The sequence below is a fragment of the Alistipes onderdonkii genome (assembly GCF_025145285.1).
Classification (GTDB): Bacteria; Bacteroidota; Bacteroidia; order Bacteroidales; family Rikenellaceae; genus Alistipes; species Alistipes onderdonkii.
The window spans coordinates 1,278,188-1,296,961 of record NZ_CP102251.1 but is presented as its reverse complement, the minus strand read 5'-3'; the positions used below and the strand labels follow the sequence as shown (position 1 = coordinate 1,296,961).

Annotated in this window: 19 protein-coding genes; 9 read left to right on the top strand and 10 right to left on the bottom strand. The window is 61.0% G+C overall.

Translation table 11 applies throughout. The features are described from left to right. Position 1 precedes the first annotated feature (1 nt). From queA to NQ559_RS05500, 6 genes are all read right to left on the bottom strand, one after another. Positions 2-1,051, bottom strand: a complete 1,050-nt coding sequence (queA, locus tag NQ559_RS05525) for a tRNA preQ1(34) S-adenosylmethionine ribosyltransferase-isomerase QueA (protein ID WP_018696521.1) — start codon at positions 1,049-1,051, stop codon at positions 2-4. A gap of 65 nt (positions 1,052-1,116) precedes the next feature. Beyond that, positions 1,117-1,806, bottom strand: a complete 690-nt coding sequence (gene truB, locus NQ559_RS05520) for a tRNA pseudouridine(55) synthase TruB (RefSeq protein WP_026318494.1) — start codon at positions 1,804-1,806, stop codon at positions 1,117-1,119. Between the two features lie 26 nt (positions 1,807-1,832). After that, positions 1,833-2,624: an undecaprenyl-diphosphate phosphatase gene (locus NQ559_RS05515; RefSeq protein WP_018696519.1), complete on the bottom strand. Its 792-nt coding sequence runs from the start codon at positions 2,622-2,624 to the stop codon at positions 1,833-1,835. Between the two features lie 123 nt (positions 2,625-2,747). Beyond that, positions 2,748-3,005, bottom strand: a complete 258-nt coding sequence (locus tag NQ559_RS05510) for a DUF3098 domain-containing protein (protein ID WP_018696518.1) — start codon at positions 3,003-3,005, stop codon at positions 2,748-2,750. Further along, the gene (locus NQ559_RS05505; protein ID WP_018696517.1) at positions 3,006-3,887 is read right to left on the bottom strand and encodes a cell division protein FtsX; all 882 of its coding nucleotides are present in this window, start codon (positions 3,885-3,887) and stop codon (positions 3,006-3,008) included. Positions 3,888-4,081: 194 nt separating this feature from the next. Beyond that, positions 4,082-6,592, bottom strand: coding sequence for a YfhO family protein (locus NQ559_RS05500; protein ID WP_018696516.1), 2,511 nt, complete (start codon positions 6,590-6,592; stop codon positions 4,082-4,084). Between the two features lie 352 nt (positions 6,593-6,944). Between NQ559_RS05500 and NQ559_RS05495 the strand changes: the two genes are divergently transcribed. Together NQ559_RS05495 and NQ559_RS05490 are read left to right on the top strand one after the other, a co-directional pair. After that, positions 6,945-7,934, top strand: a complete 990-nt coding sequence (locus tag NQ559_RS05495; RefSeq protein WP_018696515.1) for a polyprenyl synthetase family protein — start codon at positions 6,945-6,947, stop codon at positions 7,932-7,934. A gap of 37 nt (positions 7,935-7,971) precedes the next feature. Next, positions 7,972-9,258, top strand: coding sequence for an MFS transporter (locus NQ559_RS05490; RefSeq protein ID WP_018696514.1), 1,287 nt, complete (start codon positions 7,972-7,974; stop codon positions 9,256-9,258). Between the two features lie 385 nt (positions 9,259-9,643). On the opposite strand, the gene rplS is transcribed toward NQ559_RS05490, so the two are convergent. Beyond that, entirely contained in the window at positions 9,644-10,024 is a 381-nt protein-coding gene (rplS, locus tag NQ559_RS05485; protein WP_018696513.1) for a 50S ribosomal protein L19, read from the bottom strand. Between the two features lie 276 nt (positions 10,025-10,300). Here rplS and surE point away from each other — a divergent pair, with 276 nt between their 5' ends. The 4 genes from surE to NQ559_RS05465 are packed head-to-tail and all read left to right on the top strand — an operon-like array spanning position 10,301 to position 13,188. Further along, positions 10,301-11,074, top strand: a complete 774-nt coding sequence (surE, locus tag NQ559_RS05480; RefSeq protein ID WP_018696512.1) for a 5'/3'-nucleotidase SurE — start codon at positions 10,301-10,303, stop codon at positions 11,072-11,074. Between the two features lie 29 nt (positions 11,075-11,103). After that, positions 11,104-12,078, top strand: coding sequence for a sensor histidine kinase (locus tag NQ559_RS05475; protein ID WP_018696511.1), 975 nt, complete (start codon positions 11,104-11,106; stop codon positions 12,076-12,078). A gap of 1 nt (position 12,079) precedes the next feature. Beyond that, a complete protein-coding gene (locus NQ559_RS05470; protein ID WP_018696510.1) occupies positions 12,080-12,715 on the top strand; it encodes a response regulator in 636 nt (211 codons plus the stop codon). Positions 12,716-12,738: 23 nt separating this feature from the next. Next, positions 12,739-13,188, top strand: coding sequence for a DUF2059 domain-containing protein (locus tag NQ559_RS05465; protein ID WP_026318493.1), 450 nt, complete (start codon positions 12,739-12,741; stop codon positions 13,186-13,188). 213 nt (positions 13,189-13,401) lie between these two features. Here the strand turns inward: NQ559_RS05465 and cls are convergent, their stop codons facing one another. Both cls and NQ559_RS05455 read right to left on the bottom strand, forming a co-directional pair. After that, positions 13,402-14,817 (bottom strand): cardiolipin synthase, encoded by a 1,416-nt coding sequence (gene cls, locus NQ559_RS05460; protein ID WP_018696508.1) that lies wholly within the window; start codon positions 14,815-14,817, stop codon positions 13,402-13,404. A gap of 40 nt (positions 14,818-14,857) precedes the next feature. Continuing rightward, positions 14,858-15,883 (bottom strand): DUF4837 family protein, encoded by a 1,026-nt coding sequence (locus NQ559_RS05455; protein ID WP_018696507.1) that lies wholly within the window; start codon positions 15,881-15,883, stop codon positions 14,858-14,860. Between the two features lie 125 nt (positions 15,884-16,008). Between NQ559_RS05455 and NQ559_RS05450 the strand changes: the two genes are divergently transcribed. The 3 genes from NQ559_RS05450 to efp all read left to right on the top strand — a co-directional run bounded on the left by NQ559_RS05450 (position 16,009) and on the right by efp (position 17,760). Further along, entirely contained in the window at positions 16,009-16,581 is a 573-nt protein-coding gene (locus NQ559_RS05450; RefSeq protein WP_018696506.1) for a polysaccharide deacetylase family protein, read from the top strand. A gap of 1 nt (position 16,582) precedes the next feature. Then, positions 16,583-17,131 carry a UbiX family flavin prenyltransferase gene (locus NQ559_RS05445; RefSeq protein ID WP_018696505.1) on the top strand — a complete coding sequence of 183 codons (549 nt, stop codon included), beginning with the start codon at positions 16,583-16,585 and terminating at the stop codon, positions 17,129-17,131. 62 nt (positions 17,132-17,193) lie between these two features. After that, positions 17,194-17,760, top strand: coding sequence for an elongation factor P (efp, locus tag NQ559_RS05440; protein ID WP_018696504.1), 567 nt, complete (start codon positions 17,194-17,196; stop codon positions 17,758-17,760). Between the two features lie 104 nt (positions 17,761-17,864). Here efp and NQ559_RS05435 read toward each other — a convergent pair whose 3' ends face one another. Beyond that, entirely contained in the window at positions 17,865-18,764 is a 900-nt protein-coding gene (locus tag NQ559_RS05435; protein ID WP_026318491.1) for a hypothetical protein, read from the bottom strand. Positions 18,765-18,774: the final 10 nt, after the last annotated feature.

Below are 18,774 nucleotides of genomic sequence, written 5' to 3'. Positions count from 1 at the left end.
CTTAAAGAATGAGCATCGCGTCCCCGTAAGTGCCGAATCGGTACCCTTCTTCCTTGGCTATCTTATAGGCGTTCATGATCGTTTCGTAGCCGCCGAACGCCGCAACCATCATCAGCTGGGTGGAGTAAGGCAGATGGAAATTGGTCACCATGGCGTCGGCCACCGTGAACTCGTAGGGCGCGAAGATGAACTTGTTCGTCCATCCTTCCATCGGCTTGATCATGCCGTTGGTCGAGACCGCCGTTTCGAGGGTGCGCATGACGGTCGTGCCGATGGCTGCGACCTTGCGCCCGTTGCGCTTGGCCTCGTTCACCGCCCCGGCAGCCTCTTCGGTCACGAAGAACTGTTCGGAGTCCATCTTGTGCTTCGAGAGGTCTTCGACGTCGACCGTACGGAAGTTGCCCAGCCCGACGTGCAGCGTGACGAACGCACGGTCGATGCCCTTGATCTCCATGCGCTTCATCAGGTGCTTCGAGAAGTGCATGCCGGCCGTCGGGGCGGCAACGGCGCCTTCGTGCTCGGCGAAGATCGTCTGGTAGCGCTCGGCGTCCTCGGGTTCGACCTTGTCGCGCACCCATTTGGGCAGCGGTGTCTCGCCCAGGCTGAAAAGCGTCTGCTTGAACTCCTCGTAGGAGCCGTCGAACAGGAAGCGCAGCGTGCGCCCGCGCGAGGTCGTATTGTCGATCACCTCGGCCACCAGCAGGTCGTCGTCGCCGAAGTAGAGCTTGTTGCCGATGCGGATCTTGCGGGCCGGGTCGACCAGCACGTCCCAGAGCCGCAGTTCGCGGTTCAGTTCGCGCAGCAGGAAGATCTCGATCTCGGCACCCGTCTTCTCCTTGTTGCCGTAGAGGCGTGCCGGGAAGACTTTGGTGTCGTTGAATACGAAGAGGTCTTTTTCGTCGAAGTATTCGATGATGTCTTTGAAAATACGGTGTTCGATGGTGCCTTTGGCGCGGTCGATGACCATCAGGCGTGAATCGTCCCGGTTTTCCGTCGGGTGTTTCGCCAGCATTTCGGGGGCGAAATCATACCCGTATTGCGATAATTTCATAGGTGGAATACTCTATTTTACGTTCGAAATAAACAACACAGATTAATTTCTATACGCAAAAAAGCCTATTTTGTTTCAAGTTCCTGCAATTTTTTTAGAAAATCATCGAGACTGTGGGCGTTTTCGACCCTGAAGCCGCCGCTGCGCGTCCGGCAAAGGGAAGTCAGGTGCGCGCCGCTTTCGAGCGCCTGCCCGATTTCGTGGGCCAGCGAACGGATGTAGGTGCCCTTGCTGCATCGTACGCGGATGCGGATGCGCGGCAGGTCGTACTCTTCGAGCTGCATTTCGTAGATGTGGACGAGCGCCTTGCGCATTTCGACCTCCTCGCCCGCGCGAGCCAGTTCGTAGGCGCGCATGCCGTCGATCTTTTTGGCCGAATAGACCGGCGGCGACTGGAGGCGTTCGCCCGAGAGTGCGGCGAGGGCTTCGAGTACCTTCCCGCGCGTGATGTGCTGCGTGGGGAAGGTCGCGTCGACGGGATGCTCGAGGTCGTAGCTGGGGGTCGTGGCACCCAGCATGACGTCGGCCACGTACTCCTTCTCCTCGGCCTGCAGGGCGTCGACCATCTTGGTGGCGCGGCCGATGCAGACCAAAAGGACGCCCGTGGCCAGCGGGTCGAGCGTGCCCGCGTGGCCGACCTTGATCTTGCGGTAGCCGAGCCTGCGGAGCGCGGACTTGATCTTGCGTACGACGTCGGTGGACGTCCAGCTCAGGGGCTTGTCGATGACGGCGATGTAGCCCTCCTCGAAGTTGATGCCCCGCAGGTCGAGTGTCTCCTTCATCAGCAGAAATAGCTTAGGATGGATACCAGGCCGGCCAGCGCGCAGTAGAGCGAGAACCAGATGAGCTTGCCCCGCTTGACGATCTCGATCATGAATTTGCAGGCCAGGCACCCCGTGACGAACGAGGCTGCGAACCCGGCGGCGAGCGTGCCCGTGGCGATGCCGGCCGTGAGGTCGCCGCTTGCGGCTTCGAGCAGCGTTTCGCCCAGGATCGGCGCCAGCACCATCAGGAACGAGAATTGTGCCACGGCGGCCTTTTTGTTGCCCAGCAACAGTCCGGTGGCGATGGTCGTCCCCGAACGCGATAGCCCCGGCATGGCGGCGCAGGCCTGCGCCAGGCCGATGATCAGGGCGTCGCGGTAGGAGATGGTCTCCTTCTGGCGCGGCTTGGCGTAGTAGGCGAAGGCCAGCAGCGTCGCGGTAAGCAGCAGCATGGCGCCCACGATCACCAGGATGTAGGGGGCGTCGAGCATGGCGTTGATCCGGTCTTTGAAGAGGAAGCCGATGACCCCGATGGGGATCATCGAAAGTACGAGCTTCAGCACGTAGGCCTGCTCGGCGTTGAAGCGGCGCGAAAAGAGCCCCTTCAGGAGGCGCCAGACCTCGCTCCAGAGCACCACGATAGTGCTCAGTACGGTGGCGGCGTGGAGCGCCACGTCGAACGTGAGGTTTTCTTCCAGTTCCACGCCGAGCAGCTCCTTGGCGATCTGCAGGTGGCCGCTGCTCGACACGGGCAGGAATTCCGTAATGCCCTGCACGATACCGAGCAGGATGGCTTGTAAGGTGTCCATAACTGATTTAAGCGGGTATATCTCCTGTGCCGTCGCGCCGCACCGGGAGTCCCGGTGCGGGGGCGCGCTGTGCCTCGGCCGGAACGGGCCGCCGGAGGCCGGGCGCCGGGACGGCCGGGCGGATTATTTTTCGAAGCGTTTCATGATGGCGTAGATCTCGATGACGAAACCGCCGATGACCAGGATCGGGGCCAGCGTGATGCGGCGCCACGAGAACATGGCGTAGTTGAATTCGTCGGGCGAATCGCTGCCGCCGCCGGCCATCAGCACGAAGCCCAGGAGGATGACGGCGAACCCGACGGCCAGCAGAATGTAGTTGCGGCGGGTCAGGGGCATACGGGGATTTTCCTGTTCCGGAGGGGTGTTATTGGCTTTTTTCATTTAATAAAGGTATATCTTGTTCGACTTCATGTTGATGAATTTGTTCAGCGCGAGGATCGTGAAAAGCCCCGAGATTACGATGCCCCCGGCAATCATCGCGCCGAGGATGATGGCGACCTTGCCCGCCTCGGCGATCGTCAGCAGTTCGGGGACGGCTTCGTTGAGCCCGTAGACCGAAAGCCCGAACAGCAGCGAGGCTCCCAGTCCGGCCAGGATGCCCTGCGTGATGCTGCTGCCGAGGAAGGGCTTCATGATGAACCACTTGGTGGCGCCGACGAGTTTCATGGTATTGATCAGGTAGCGCTTCGAGAAGATGGCCAGCCGGATGGTGTTGCCCAGCAGGATCAGCGAAATGACGAGCAGCGCCCCGCCGAAGAGCACCAGCACCAGCCGGATTTTGCCTACCGTGGCGTGCAGCCGTTCGGCCATCAGCGCCGGGTAGCTCACCCGTTCGACCCCCGCGATCTTCGAGATGCCGGCGATGAAGCCGTCGAGCAGCTCCTTGTCGGCCGAGGCGGCCGTGAGGGTCAGCTCGAACGAGTCGAGCAGCGGGTTTTCGTCCAGGATTTCCTCGAATTCGCTGGCGAACATCTTGCGGAACTCGGCGTCCTCGATCTTCTCCTCCTTGCCGACGTAGGCGATCGTCGCCACGAGGTCTTCGGCCGTGAGCTGCCGGTTGACTGCGTCCTTCTGTTCGTCCGAAAGCCCGTTTTCCAGCTCCACGGTCACGGCGATGCTCTCCTGCAGGGTGTCGGCGACCTTCATCGCCGCGACCATCAGGTAGCCCACCGAGCCCAGCAGGAACAACACGAGGGTGATGCTCACCGTCGATACGATGTAGGAGTTGCGGACTTTTCTCTTTAGCCTTTTATCGTCTTTCATTTTCGAACGTCTGTTTTTTATTGTGGAAAGGGCCGCCGCCCGATCCTGAAATGAAGCCTATCGGCAATCCTTCGGAACCACCCTTCGAAACGGGGGACTTCATTGCCCGGAATTCCGGCCGCGTCTTCATTTGTTTTTGAATGTCTGCTCTTATGATGACAATCGGGTTTGTGGCTTTGCTTTTTTCACTCTTTTTATTCCTCCCCGTTCCCTCTTTTCTCTCTCTTCCTGAATCTGAAACAGCAGACCGCCGCAGCGATGGCGCCGAGCAGGATCGTGAGCGACGAGACGAGCGTCACGGCTTCGGCCGCCTTCCAGCCCGGGGCGCGGAATTTCCATTCGACGGTATGTTGCCCGGCAGGCAGCCTCATGGCGCGGAGCACGTAGTCGGCCCGGAAACAGGGGGCTTCCGCGCCGTCGACGTAGGCCGTCCAGCCGTAGGGATAGAAGATTTCGGAGAATACCGCCACGCCCTCTGCGGGGGCGGTGTATTCGTACCTGAGGTAGTTGGGACGGTATTCCGTGAGGGCGATGGTGCGTTGGGCCGCCGTGTCGGCGGGATTCGCCGTCCAGCCTTCTGTGTACGGCTTGTCTTTTTCTGCGATTACGGCGGTTCGTTTCAGGTCGGTTTCCCCGAGCAGGTCGATCTCCTGTTGCGGACTCCCCGCCACGGCGACCGCGTCGACGAACCAGGCGGCGCCGTTGGCCGTCGGGCGGAGCACCGCTTCGGGCTGTCCGCCGTCGCCCGGCACGATCAGGTAGCGCGTGTTGAGCATGTCCAGAACGGCGTCGTTGCGGTAGCTCAGGTAGCGGTCGATCAGATCCTGGTAACGGGCCAGCTTGGCGCCGTGGTAGCCGCCCACGGAGCGGTGGAAATAGGAGGTCGTAGCGTCCTGGAAGGGGCTGACCGTGAGGTTGAAGACGCGGAACCCCGGCTCCTTGTCGGCCATGATCGCCTTGTCGGCGGCCGTGGCCGTGACCTGGTTCCGGCGCGCCGAAATGAAGTTGTCGTGCGAAATGAACCGCAGGTCGACCGGCACCAGGTCGAGCAGCATCACGGCGGCGAGCAGTGCCGTGAGCACGTATTTGTTGATCCGGCGCAGGGCGAACAGCGCCACGCCGCCCGCTGCGAGCAGGATCATCAGCAGCGAGCGCCATGCGTCGGCCTGCATCATGGAGGCGCGTTCGGCAGCCATGGCATTGCCCGTGGCGATGCCCATTTCGGCATCCATGCCGCGCTGGAGGTAATCCTGCATGTTGTTGGCCTCGAACAACTGGCGGAACTGTTCGGTCATCATCCCGGTGCTTTCCGCGCGGCCGAAATCGAAGAACGCGCTGCCGGCGACGGCCAGCAGCAGGCAGAGCCCGCCCGTGACGCCCGCGGCCCATGCCAGTGCCCGCAGCAGCCTCTGGCGCGGGATTTCCCCGCGCCACAGCCGCATGAGTGCCAGTGCTCCCAGCAGCGGCACGGCCCATTGGACGACGACGAGCGCCATCGAGACGGTGCGGAACTTGTTATAGCCGGGCAGCAGGTCGAAGGCCAGTTCGGTGAACCACATCAGGTTGCGTCCCCATGCCAGCAGGAGCATCAGCACCGAGACGGCGACGATCCACCATTTGTTGCGTCCGCGTGCCAGGGCGATGCCCAGCGCTGCGAGGAAAATGGCCGCGGCGCCCAGGTAGGTCGGGCCGCCGGTGTAGGGCTGGCTGCCCCAGTAGGCCGGCAGCTGCTGTGCGGCGCCGCGCAGCCCGTATTCGTTCAGCACGGCCGCCACCTCGCCGTCGGGCGAGAAGGTCGTGGCCGATTCGCGCCCCATGAAGTCGGGGATCAGCAGGTTCAGGCTCTCCGTGCGGCCGTAGCTCCAGGCCGTGGCGTAGTCGAGCGCCAGCCCGTCCTGCGAAGTCTCGGAGGTCGAGGCCAGTTCGGAGCCGCCGCGCATGGTCTCTTTGGAGTGGCTGGCGGTGTACCACAGGGGCGAGAAATTCGACCCTGCGGCGAGTATGCCTGCGGCGGCGAGTACCGCCGTGCGTTTCCAGAAGTCCCCGAGGCGTTTGTCCCGCAGGGCCGCGATGCCCTCGCTGATCCAGAAGGCGGCCATGGCCAGGAGGAAATAGTAGGTGATCTGCGGGTGGTTGGCGCCGATTTCGAGCGACGCCGTGAGTGCCGTGAGCGCCCCGCCCGCCCACATGTTTCCCCGCAGGGTCATCCACGCACCGCCCATCATCAGCGGGGCATAGACCAGCGCCCACATCTTGGTGATGTGCCCGGCGCCTATGATCAGCAGGAAATAGGTCGAGAGCCCGTAGGCCAGCGCCGGGACGATGCCGACCCAGGGGTCGACGCCGAAGACGAGCAGCATCAGCCACATGGCCGTCATGGCGAAGAAGAGGAACGCCGCGGGCGTGTCGATGAGTTTCACGACCTGCCCCACGGTGCGTTTGACGATCTGCGCGGGGTAGGCCACGTTGATCAGGAAGGCGGGCATGCCGCCGAACATGCCGCCCGTCCACTGGGGGTCTTCGCCCGTGGTCGCGCGCATGTCGCTGATGTCCTTGGCCATGCCTTCGTACTGCACCACGTCGTGCTGGGGCAGTACTTCGCCGCGGAATTGCGGGGCGAAATAGGCCGCGCTCACTACGAAGAAGACGACGAGCGCCGCCGCAGCCGGCGCCAGCCGGCGTATGATCGTTTTCGAAAAATCCATTTTCCCTGTCGTTAACCGTTGCCAAGGATAGTGCAGGGCGGGAGGAATGTCGAACCTGTTCCGCGCATTCCCGGGCCGCAGCCTATCCAAACCGAAGTTTCTTTTGCGGTAAAGATAGTGCAGGGCGAAAGGAGTACCAAACTTGTTCCGTGTATTCCCGGGCCGAGCCTATCCGAGCGAAATATCCAAGTTTCGCAAAGGTACGAAAAAACATTTACTTGACGAGTCGTGATTGCGAAAAATCACTATCTTTGCCAAAGATATGCGGCGACCCGGTGTGCGGGATGTCCGGATTATCCGGGCCCGTCCCGGGCGATGTTGCGTCCGTTGCCGCTGGGTTAAGTTTGTTTTTATGATTACACTCGATACGATCCGCAAACCTGTGACTGCGGAACTGGAGGCGTTCGACGAGTTCGTCGACCGTCAGTTTACGGCCGAAGGGGAATTGCTTGCCGACATGTTGCGTTATGCGCTTTCCTCGCGCGGAAAAGGCATACGCCCGCTGTTGGTGATGCTGTCGGCGGCGATGAACTCCCCGGTGGAGGGCGCGGCCAAAGGGCGGAGGGTGCATCTGGCCGCGATGCTCGTGGAGATGATCCACGTGGCGTCGCTGATCCACGACGACGTGATCGACGAGTCGGATACGCGGCGGGGCCGCCCGTCGGCCAATGCCCGCTGGCAGTCGCACAAGGCGGTGATACTGGGCGATTTCATCCTTGCGAGGAACATGAATATCGGTCTTTCGAGCGGCCAGTTCGACCTGGTGACGCATGTATGCGGTTCGATGGCGGCGTTGTGCGAGGGCGAGGTGTTGCAGAGCGAGTGTGCCGAGAAGCACACCATGACGCGCCAGGCGTACCTCGACATTATTTATAAGAAGACCGCATGTCTGATCGGGGTCAGCGCATCGGCCGGGGCGATGGCCGTGGGTGCCCCGCGCGAAAAGGTGGCGCTGATGCGCCGTTTCGGCGAGGCGGTCGGCATGGCGTTCCAGATACAGGACGACATCCTCGACTACATGCGTACGGCGCATACGGGAAAGCCCGCCAACAACGACCTGCGCGAGGGGAAGATCACCCTGCCGCTGTTAGCGGTGCTGGACAAGGCCGAGCCCGAACGCCGAGAGGAACTGCTCGGGCGGCTGGCCCGCTGCCACGACGACGAGGAGTCGGTGGAGTACCTGCAGGACGCGGTCGAGACCGGGGGCGGACTGACTTTCGCCGCCGAGGTGTTGCGCAGCTACGTCGCACGGGCCGTCGACATGCTCTCCGAATACGAGCCCTCGGAGTACCGTACGGCGCTTGCCAACCTCTGCGCCTACATCGCCGAAAGGGACAGATAACCGGGAAACTCATTAACCTAAATTTAGATAAAATCGTATGGAACAGAAAAAAAATTACACGCTGCCCATCATCATGATGTTCTTGCTCTTCGCAATGATCTCATTCGTGACGGGGCTTTCGAATCCGTTGGGCGTAATCGTCAAGAACCAGTTCGCCGTGGCGAACTGGATGTCGCAGCTGGGCAACTTCGCCAACTTCATCGCCTATGCGGTGATGGGTATTCCGGCCGGTATAATGCTCAAGCGCATCGGCTACAAGAAGACGGCGCTTGCGGCCGTGGCTATCGGGTTCGTCGGCGTGGGTATCCAGTACCTCTCGGGCGAGGCCGGCAGCTTCCCGATCTACCTGGTCGGCGCATTCATTTCGGGTTTCTCGATGTGTATGCTCAACACGGTGGTCAACCCGATGCTCAATACGCTCGGAGGCGGCGGCAAGAAGGGTAACCAGTTGATCCAGTTCGGCGGTTCGCTCAACTCGATTTCCGCGACGATCGTTCCGGTGCTGGTGGGTTACCTGATGGGCAACGCGGCCAACGCCACGATCAGCGACGCGGCTCCCGCACTGTGGATCGCAATGGGCATCTTCGCCGTGGTATTCGTCGTGCTCTACATGGTCAACATTCCCGAGCCGTTCGCCATCCAGGAGAAGAAAGCCGAGGTCAAGGACAAGCACAGCGCCCTTTCGTTCCGCCATTTCCTGCTGGGTACGATCGCCATCTTCATTTACGTAGGTGTCGAGGTCGGTATTCCCAACTTCATGAATCTGTTCCTGACGTCGGCCCCCGATGCTGCGACGAGCGGTATGGGCATGGCGGCGGCCGCTGCCGGCTCGCTGGTGGGTACCTACTGGTTCCTGATGATGTGCGGCCGTCTGCTGGGCGGCCTGCTGGGCGGTAAGATTTCGAGCAAGGGACAGCTTTCGTTCGTCGCCTCGCTGGCGCTGATCTTCGTGCTCGTGGGCATCTTCGCCCCGACGGACGTGAAGGGCGCGATGCCCGTGTTCACCGGAACCGGCTTCGGCATGGTGGAAGTGCCCGTCGGCGTGATCTTCTTCACCCTTTGCGGCCTCTGCACCTCGGTGATGTGGGGTACGATCTTCAACCTCGCGGTCGAAGGCCTCGGCAAGTATACCTCGATGGGTTCGGGGATCTTCATGGTGATGGTTTGCGGCGGCGGTATCCTCCCGCTGATCCAGGGCGGCGTAGCCGACTTCGCAGGTTACCTCTCGAGCTACTGGGTGGTTGTCGCAGGTCTGGCCTACATGCTCTTCTACGCGCTGGTAGGTTCGAAGAACGTCAACAAGGACATTCCGGTCGAAGAGTAATCCGCAGAACCGGTTGCGAGTTACGGGAAACCCGGCGTTCGGAGAACGCCGGGTTTCTTGCGGCATGTTGTCAGCGGCGCTTCATGACGGGATGCCCAATAATTCGAGGTTCCGCCCGCCGTCTTTCCCGGTTTTGCCGGATCGTGCGGCGGAGAACCTGCGCCGGGAGGGGAGTTCGGGGCGGCGGGCCTGTAAGCGCGGACGGCAGGCTGGCGCGGGCCGCGGCCGGGGCGGAATTCCGGGCCGGAACTTCTGTTGCTGTCGAAACAGGCCGTCGAAGATGGCCGCCTGTACGGGCCGTTATCCGGGCGGCGGGGGTTTTCCGGGGCGGGCACAAAAAAACAGGAAGGGGAACCTTCCTGTTTTTTCTTGCTGACGGCCCGGACTATTTCTTGTCCGCGCTGGTCATGCGCTTCTCCTTGATGCGGGCCTTCTTGCCGGTCAGGTCGCGCAGGTAGTAGATGCGTGCACGACGTACGACACCGATCTTGTTGACCTCGATCTTGTCGATGTGGGGCGAATAGAGGGGGAAGATACGCTCGACACCCACGCCGTTCGAAACCTTGCGGATCGTGAACATCTTGGTCTTGCCCGAACCCTTGATCTGGATAACCACGCCGCGGAAACTCTGTACGCGCTCCTTGTTACCCTCGATGATTTTGTAGGATACGGTGATCGTGTCACCGGCCTTGAACGACGGTACATCGGCATCCGTCTTTGCCCACATCTGCTCGTTGACGAGCTTGATGATTGCGTCTTTGTTCATTGTTGCAACAAATTTAATGTGTTTCGCACCCAACATTCCCGCTGCGCCCGCCGTACCATACGGATACCCTGATCCGTAATCCCGCGTTCCCGGCACGCCGGACGGGCTGTGCCGTCCTATGTCCCCGCAACTGCGTAGCGCCCAATGAAAGAGGTTGATATACGCCCCGTAAGGGACTGCAAATATACGAAGTTTTTTTCATTCGGTGCAAGTGCGGCATGAAAATATCTTCCGTGAGCGTGATTTATTGTTATCTTTGCAGGTAAAATACCGACTATGAAAGAAGAAAAACTGATACTCGTAACCAATGACGACGGGTACGATTCGAAGGGGCTGGCGGCGGCCGTCGAGGTCGCGCGGGCCTTCGGCCGCGTGGTGGTCGTGGCACCCGAGACGACGCAGAGCGGCATGAGCCAGGCCATCACCATGTACAATCCCCTCTACCTGCGCTGCGTGCGGAAGGAGGAAGGGCTGGAAGTGTATTCCTTTTCCGGTACGCCGGTCGACTGCGTGAAGATGGCCTTCGACTACCTGTTGCGTGACGAGCGCGTCGACCTGGTGATTTCGGGCATCAACCACGGTTCCAATTCGGCCGTGAACGTGCTCTACTCGGGGACGATGGGGGCGGCTATCGAAGGCAGTTTCTACGATTGCCCGTCGGTCGGGCTGTCGCTCGACGACCACGGCGCAGACGCCGATTTCGAGGCGGCGGTGGTCTACGGGAAGCGGATCGTGCGCAGCGTCCTGGAAAAGAAGGTCGAACTCCCGTTGTGCCTCAATGTGAACGTCCCCGTAGGCAAGCCCGGCGAACTGCACGGCATCCGCCTCTGCCGCCAGAACCGCGGGTTCTGGCGCGAGGAGTTTTACCGCCACGAAGACCCGCGGGGCCGTGCGTATTTCTGGCTCACGGGCGATTTCGTCAACGGCGAGCCCGGGGCGGAGGATACCGACGAGTGGGCGCTCGCGCACGGCTATGTTTCGGTCGTGCCGGTGCAGGTCGACCTGACGGATTACCGCCAGCTCGCAGCCCTTGCCAATGTGCTGGAATAATACTATATTTGTAAAAAACCGGGACGCCTATGTTGATTAAGATACTGCTTGTCATCGCCATCCTCATCCAGTCGGTCGCGACGGCATATGCCCTCAAACTGGTGCGGGCTACCAAGTACAATTCGGTATGGATTCTCTTCATCGTGGGCTTTTCGCTGCTCTCGGTCGAGCGGTTCGTGCAGCTGCTGATGGCCAGCGGGCAGTATGTCCCCCGGTGGTGGTTCGCCTATCTGGGGATCGTGATCTCGATCTGTCTGTCGATCGGCGTGATGTACGCCCACAAGCTCTTCAAGTACATCGGCAGGCTCAACCGCCAGCGGCAATTGCTCAACAAACGCATCCTCACGGCCGTGCTCCGCACCGAGGAGAAGGCGCGTTCGCGTTTCTCGAAGGAACTGCACGACGGGCTGGGGCCGCTGCTCTCGTCGGCGAGGATGTCGCTTTCGGCACTGGCACGCGACGAACGCAGCCCCGAGCAGAAGGAGATCATCGACAATACGACCTATGTGATCGACGAGGCGATCCGTTCGCTGCGCGAGATTTCGAACAACCTTTCGCCCCACGTGCTCAACGATTTCGGGCTGGCGCGGGGCGTGCAGAACTTCATCGACAAGAGCGCCGCGATGCACGACGTGAAAATCCGCTTCACGACCAACCTCCGTGCGGAGCGGTTCGATACGGACGTCGAGGTGATCCTCTACCGGGTGATCTGCGAGCTGATCAACAATTCGCTCAAGCACGCCGCATGTTCGTCGATCAACCTTTCGCTGTCGCAGAACGGGACGGAACTGGCACTGGACTATACGGACGACGGGCGGGGGTTCAATCCGCAGGCCATGATGGACTGCGGCATGGGGCTTTCGAACATCTCGTCGCGCATCAATTCGCTGGGCGGCGTGTTCGACATCGCCAGCGCCAAGGGCCGGGGGATGCGCGCCGCGATCCGTGTCAATACGCAGGAGGAGCAGGCATCGCAGAGGCTTCGCCGCCGCAAACGCAAATGATATGGAACGCACGATAGTACTTGTAGACGACCATTCGCTTTTCCGCAACGGGCTCAGGGGGCTGCTGGAGCATTGCGCCGGGTGCCGCGTGGTGGGCGAGGCGGCCAGCGGCGAGGAGTTCCTCGCCATGCTGCCGGAGTTGGAGGCCGACATCGTTTTCATGGATTTCGCCATGCCCGGTATCGACGGCGCGCAGGCCACCGAGCGGGCGCTGGCGCGGCGTCCCGACCTGAGGATCATCACCCTTTCGATGTTCGGCGAGGAGAGCTACTATACGCGCATGGTGCAGGCCGGGGCACGGGGTTTCCTGCTCAAGGACTCGGACATCGGCGACGTGGTCGAGGCCATCGACACGGTGATGGCGGGGGGCAGCTATTTCAGCCCGCAGCTCCTGTCGTCGCTCGCGGGGCGTATGCGTACGCGCGAGGACGTCCCCGACGAGGAGCTTTCGGCCCGCGAACGCGAAATCCTGGTGGCCGTATGCCGCGGCCTGTCGAACCAGGAGATCGCCGACGAACTGTTCATCTCGAAACGTACGGTCGACAAGCACCGCGCCAATATCCTCGAAAAGACCGGCTGTAAAAACACCGCCAGCCTGGTCGTCTATGCCATCCGCAAGGGGATCGTGGAGATCTGACACCCAACCTAAACCCCATACCGATGAAAAAAATCCTTTGCCTTGCCATGTGCGCCGTGTTTGCCGCGGCGCTGCCTGCCCGTGCGCAGTCGGACGAATACCGCGATGCGGTCGCCGAGATGATGGAGCTGACCGGGGCGCTCCGGAATGCCGATGTGGTCGTGACCCAGATGATCGGGTACCTGAAGACCTCCGCCCCGTCGGTTTCGGAAGCCGTCTGGGAGAAGATAATCTCGAAATTCAATGAGAAGATGCGCGCCCGCATGGTCGATATCTATGTGCCGATCTATTCCAAATACCTGACGCTCGCCGATCTGCGTGAGCTGAATGCCCTTTACGCCAAGCCGGTCATGCGGAAGGCGGTCGGTGCGACCCCTGCGATCATGCAGGAGAGCATGTCCGCCGGTGCGGCGCTGGGACAGGAGATCATGACCGAATTGCAGCGGGAACTGCAGGCCGAAGGATACGAATAGCCGCCGTGCGGCATGTGGAAAAGGGGCTGCCTGCGACTTGCCGGGCAGCCTCATTTTATTCGCACAGCTTGCGGGCGTGTTCCCGGATATGCGATTCGCGGTGGGTGAAAGACTTGGCAGGCATCCTCTCTTTTGTTTGGCGGCGGAGGGCGGACGATTGGCGGGAACGGGCGGCCTTGTCGGCAGGCAGGGGCGGCCGGCCGCGTCGGAAATTTACAGCAGCGGCGAAAAGACGCGCATAAGCGATTCCGCGACGCGGCGGGTGCGCGGGCGGGTGAACCATTCGCCGGGGGTGACGGTATGGCAGTGTGCCAGGTCGTCTTCGAATATGGCGGCCATGCGGCTTGCGAATTCGCGGTCGTAGACGAAGGCGTTGATCTCGAAATTGTGCTCGAAGCTGCGGAAATCCATGTTCGCGGAGCCGATCACCGAGAGCATGTCGTCGATGATCAGCAGTTTGGAGTGCAGGAACCCCGGGGTGTAGAACGAAATTTTCACCCCCGCCTTCATCATGTCGTCCAGGTAGGAGTGGGTCGCAAGGTCGACGACTTTCGAGTCGGAACGGGCCGGGAGCATCAGGTGTACGTCGATGCCTGCGAGCGCAGCCTCGTGCAGTGCCGTGTTGAGTACGTCCGAAGGCAGGTAGTAGGGGGTTTGGATCCAGATCCGCTGCCGGGCGCGGGCGATGGCGTAACTGTCGGCCTGCAGCAGGGCGCGCCACTTGCCGAACGGGCCGCTGGGGGCGATTTGCAGGATGTCGTCGGTGAAGTGTCCGGCGGGCGGGTAGTAGTCCGGCCCCGAAATATGCGTTTTCGTAGTCGCCGACCAGTCGCTCAGAAACGAGGCCTGGAGCCCGGCGGCACCGCTGCCTTCGATGCGGAAATGGGTGTCGCGCCATGTGCCCCATTGCGTGCCGCGGACATAGCGGTCGGCGATGTTCATGCCGCCGATGAATCCGACGCGGCCGTCTATCACGACGATCTTGCGGTGGTTGCGGTAATTGACCTTGCTGGTGAAGAGCGGAAATTTGACGTGCAGGAAGGCGTATACTTCGATCCCGGCGTCGCGCATCCCTTTGAAAAAGGAGTTCTTTGCACCCCGGCTGCCTACGTCGTCGTAGAGGATGCGAACCCGGACGCCCTCGCGCGCCTTTGCGACCAGGGCATCCCGCAGGCGGCAACCCGTCTGGTCGTCGTTGAGGATGTAATACTGGATATGGATGTGGTGCCGTGCGCGGGCGATCTCCTCCATCAGCGCCTCCATCTTCGACTTTCCGTCGGTATAGACGGCGATGCGACTGCCGTAGAGCGGTACGGAGTGCAGCGTATTGAGCAGCAGCGAGGCGAGCGGCCGGTAGCGGGGCGGGATGCCGGGGCCTTCGGTGTGTTCGGGCTCTTCGAGCTGCATGGTGATGCGCTTGCGGGTGCGGCGCGAAATGATGCGCTGCTTGGAGAGGTTCTGCCCGAAGAAGAAATAGAAGACCAGCCCGACCACGGGGGCCAGTACCAGTACGATGATCCACGGCAGGGTCTTCAGCGGATTCCGGTTTTCGGTGATGATGACCAGAATGATGCCGAGGATCGTGATCGAGTATACAACCAGGAAGAAGTATGTCAGTATTTGTTGCATACGGGTTTCTCCTTCGGTGCGAACCGCTGCCGGGCGGGCTCTATTGCCGCTGCTCTTCCTGCGGGGCTTCCGCGGCGGGGAATTTTACCAGGTAGAGCAGGTGCTCCACGCCGCGCATGTAATTGCGTTTGGGGTTTTTGGGCGAGTAGATGTAGCAGTCGAGCGTGAAGACGCGGTTGGTCGCCGTGTCGACGGTCGTGTAGCTTACGAACGGGCCGCCCATGAAATCGCCGTGCACGTCCCAGAAGCCGCGCATCTCGCACCAGAGGCGCCCCTCCATGCGGAACATGCGGAAATCGGGCGCGAAGGCGTCGGAGGTGGTCATGTATGAACCGTCCGACGGGCCGGGAATGCGGGCGGCGAACTTGTTGCGGGCGGCGAGCAGCGCCCCGGGCGAAAGCGACTCCTTGCCCTCGTAGGGGTAAGAGTAGATGAAGAAGCCCTGGCTGGCCGTGGGGTATTCGTAGCGCGCCCACAGGAAATCGGGTTCGTTCGCAGCCAGCGCATAGCCTTTCGGTACGTTCATCTCGACCCCGAAGTTTTTCAGGACGGCGTCGTGTATGCCCTTCTCGTTGAATTTCTCCGCGTATTTGATGGCGCGGTCGCGCTCGGCATTTTCGAGGGCGAGGACGATGTTCCCGCGGTTGGCCGAGAGGAACGCCGTGATCGACTTGTCGTTGGGCCCCATGAGCGTCATCACGATCTGGGGGTCGGACGTCACGTTGTACTGGACGGCGACGCTGGACTCGGTGAGCGTGGGGTCTTTGAGTACCTTGAGGATGTTGCGGTGGTCGGCGACCATGCCCGTGAACCCGCGTTCGGTGACGCGCAGCACGTCGAACAACGGTTCGGTCTGGTTGAGGTAGGGGATCGGTGCCGTGAATATCGCGCGCAGCGTATCGCCCACCTCGCCTGTCCACTCCTGCTGCGGGCAGACGACGATCAGCTCGTAGGGGGCGCCTTGTGCGGTTTTGAGCCGCGAATCGGTCAGTGTCCTGAATGCTTTGCAACCTGCCATCGTTGCGACGACGGCCGCGGCCAGCGCGATACGGAAGATAGTTTTCATAGCCGGTCTGGAATTGAATCTACTACAAATATAGTTATATTTTTCGGAAAAGCGCGGAATTTCACTATTTTTGCCTGGAATAAGCAGCCATGCGTTTAAAACCACCGAAAATAATCCGGCGCCTGATGCCGGATCTGATCTGGGAGATCGACGACCAGGACGGCGTGTTCCTCACCTTTGACGACGGCCCCACGCCCGGTGTCACGGAGTGGATACTCTCCACGCTGGACAAGTACGATGCCAAAGCCACGTTCTTCGTGCTGGGCAAGAATGTCGAAATGTACCCCGACCTTTACCAGCGCATCCTCGATGCCGGGCACAGGGTCGGCAACCACACCTACTCGCACCAGAAGGGATGGGGGATGAGCCTCGAACGCTACACGGAGGATGTGGATTTTGCCAACGATCTGGTTCACAGCGAACTGTTCCGGCCTCCGTATGCGCGGATCACCCCGGCGCAGGCGCGTTTCCTGGGGCAGCGCTACAAGCTGGTGATGTGGGACATCATCTCGCGCGACTACAACCGTAAGCTCTCGCCCCGCACCTGCCTGCGGAACGTGACTAAATACCTTGCCCCGGGGGCCATCGTGGTATTCCACGACAGCGAAAAAGCGTTCCGCAACATGCGTTACGCCCTGCCCCGCACGCTGGAGAAGATCCGGCAGATGGGGCTCAAATGCAAAGCCATCGAATTCTGACATGAGGTTCGTCGTCGCCATAACCGCCGCCAGCGGCGCCATCTATGCCCGCCTGACGATAGAACGGCTGCTCGCCTCGCCGTGCGTGTCGGAGATCGCGCTCGTGTGCAGCCGCCACGCCCGCGAGGTGATGGCGCACGAGGGAGTGTCGCTGCCCGTGGACGCGCGCATCCGCGAATATGCGAACGACGACATGTTCGCCCCTCCGGCGAGCGGCTCGGCGCGTTACGACGGCATGGCGGTCGTGCCGTCGACGGTAGGTACCGTGGGGCGTGTGGCCGCCGGTACGGCGCAGAGCCTGATCGAGCGGGCCGCCGACGTGATGCTCAAGGAGCGGCGCCGGCTGGTGTTCGTCGTACGCGAAACGCCCCTGTCGCTCATACACCTGCGCAACATGGCGGCGCTGACCGAGGCCGGGGCGGTGATCCTGCCCGCATCGCCGTCGTTCTATGCCGCGCCGCAGGGCATCGAGGAGCTGTGCGGTACGGTCGCCGACCGCGCCGCAGCATTGCTCGGGGTCGATATACAGCGCTATGAATGGGGGAAATAGGATATTCCGGATTTTTTTCATAACTTTGCGCCCACGAAAAAATCAATTCAAAACAATACCTTATGGCAACTACAGCTGACATCAAGATCGGTATGTGCATCGAAATGGATGGCAAGACCTTTCAAATCGTGGATTTCCAGCATGTGAAGCCGGGCAAAGGCCCCGCTTTCGTACGAACCAAACTCAAGAACCTCGAATCAGGCCGCGTGCTGGACAATACGTTCTCGGCAGGGGCGAAGATCGAACCCGTACGCGTGGAACGCCGTCCCTACCAGTTCACCTACGAGGATGACCTGGGGGCGCATTTCATGCACACCGAGACTTTCGAGGAGATCAACATCGACAAGAACCTGATCACCAACTACGACCTGATGGCCGACGGCCAGATCGTGGAGGTGATGTTCCACACCGAGAAGGAGACCGTGCTTTCGGCCGAGCTTCCCCCGATCGTGGACATGGAGGTGACCTATACCGAGCCGGGCATAAAGGGGGACACCGCTTCGACCAACTCGCTCAAACCCGCTACGGTCAACACCGGTGCGACGGTTCGCGTGCCTCTGTTCATCAACACGGGCGACAAGATCCGCGTCGACACCCGCACCCGCGAGTATTACGAGCGCATCAAGTAAATTGAATTGCTCGGGCAATCGGTTCCAAAGCCGGAAATGCTCGGATCGAAAAGAAACGGAGACTGCTTTCGAAAGCAGTCTCCGTTTCTTTCTTTGCGCGGCGGTCAGTCGCCGACTTTGTACATGACGTAAAACAGTTCCGTCGAACTGCGCCACATGTTGTCGTAGAACGAATCACGTCCCGGTTCTCCGGCGGCGCTGGGCAGCAGGAAGCGGAAAAGCCTGTTGCTGCCTTCCGTGCCGAAGATCATGGTGGAAGAGACGTTGTTCTGCGTGATTTTCATCTGGTTCGTGGTCAGGTCGAGAGTCCACTGCGATTCGCCCGGCGGAAGCAGGTGACGCAGACGCGGGTTCATGTCCAGCGGGGATTCGACGCTGTAAGGGGCGTAGACACCCCAGAAATTGCCGTATGCCCCGTCGTCGCCGGCCGAATGGACGAGCGTTCCGGTGAGTTCGTTGTCGGAAATCTCGCCGAGCGTGATCGTCACCCGGTCGTCGTATTCGGGAAGTCCGTAGGTGCCGAACTCGCCGCTGCTGAGCTGCGTCGTCCAAGCTCCGTCGCCGACGCCGCTGACCCGCTGGTTGCACGCCAGCTTGACATCGACGATGCGCCATGTGCCGAGGAAGAACGGATCGTAGGTTTCGAGATAGATCCACCAGTCGAGCGTGTGTCCCGACTGTGAGGTCACGGTGATGCGGGCACGGCGTTCGGGGTTACTGAAATTGAGCACGTCGCCGATCCCTACGCTGGCACTGGCGCCGTTCGATACGACGATTCCTTTGACAGGTACCCGGTCGTAGGCGAAGCCGGGAGTTTCGAGGATATAGACCGTTGCGGTGGCCCGGCTGCCGTCGCGGTCGATGATGGCGGTTCCCATCTGTCCTTCGACACGCAGTTCGAGCAGTGAGCGTTCGTTGCCGGAAAGGTCTTCGTCGATGGTCTTCGTACACGACGATAGGGCCATGATAAACAGAAGGGCGGTCGGTATGAGGTAGTTTTTCATCTTCGTAGTG

Coding starts and splice junctions, on each gene's coding strand:
- queA (WP_018696521.1), bottom strand. CDS start 1,051: ATGAAATTATCGCAATACGGGTATGATTTCGCCCCCGAAATGCTGGCG.
- NQ559_RS05515 (WP_018696519.1), bottom strand. CDS start 2,624: ATGGACACCTTACAAGCCATCCTGCTCGGTATCGTGCAGGGCATTACG.
- NQ559_RS05510 (WP_018696518.1), bottom strand. CDS start 3,005: ATGAAAAAAGCCAATAACACCCCTCCGGAACAGGAAAATCCCCGTATG.
- NQ559_RS05505 (WP_018696517.1), bottom strand. CDS start 3,887: ATGAAAGACGATAAAAGGCTAAAGAGAAAAGTCCGCAACTCCTACATC.
- NQ559_RS05500 (WP_018696516.1), bottom strand. CDS start 6,592: ATGGATTTTTCGAAAACGATCATACGCCGGCTGGCGCCGGCTGCGGCG.
- NQ559_RS05495 (WP_018696515.1), top strand. CDS start 6,945: ATGATTACACTCGATACGATCCGCAAACCTGTGACTGCGGAACTGGAG.
- NQ559_RS05490 (WP_018696514.1), top strand. CDS start 7,972: ATGGAACAGAAAAAAAATTACACGCTGCCCATCATCATGATGTTCTTG.
- rplS (WP_018696513.1), bottom strand. CDS start 10,024: ATGAACAAAGACGCAATCATCAAGCTCGTCAACGAGCAGATGTGGGCA.
- surE (WP_018696512.1), top strand. CDS start 10,301: ATGAAAGAAGAAAAACTGATACTCGTAACCAATGACGACGGGTACGAT.
- NQ559_RS05475 (WP_018696511.1), top strand. CDS start 11,104: ATGTTGATTAAGATACTGCTTGTCATCGCCATCCTCATCCAGTCGGTC.
- NQ559_RS05470 (WP_018696510.1), top strand. CDS start 12,080: ATGGAACGCACGATAGTACTTGTAGACGACCATTCGCTTTTCCGCAAC.
- NQ559_RS05465 (WP_026318493.1), top strand. CDS start 12,739: ATGAAAAAAATCCTTTGCCTTGCCATGTGCGCCGTGTTTGCCGCGGCG.
- cls (WP_018696508.1), bottom strand. CDS start 14,817: ATGCAACAAATACTGACATACTTCTTCCTGGTTGTATACTCGATCACG.
- NQ559_RS05455 (WP_018696507.1), bottom strand. CDS start 15,883: ATGAAAACTATCTTCCGTATCGCGCTGGCCGCGGCCGTCGTCGCAACG.
- NQ559_RS05450 (WP_018696506.1), top strand. CDS start 16,009: ATGCCGGATCTGATCTGGGAGATCGACGACCAGGACGGCGTGTTCCTC.
- NQ559_RS05445 (WP_018696505.1), top strand. CDS start 16,583: ATGAGGTTCGTCGTCGCCATAACCGCCGCCAGCGGCGCCATCTATGCC.
- efp (WP_018696504.1), top strand. CDS start 17,194: ATGGCAACTACAGCTGACATCAAGATCGGTATGTGCATCGAAATGGAT.
- NQ559_RS05435 (WP_026318491.1), bottom strand. CDS start 18,764: ATGAAAAACTACCTCATACCGACCGCCCTTCTGTTTATCATGGCCCTA.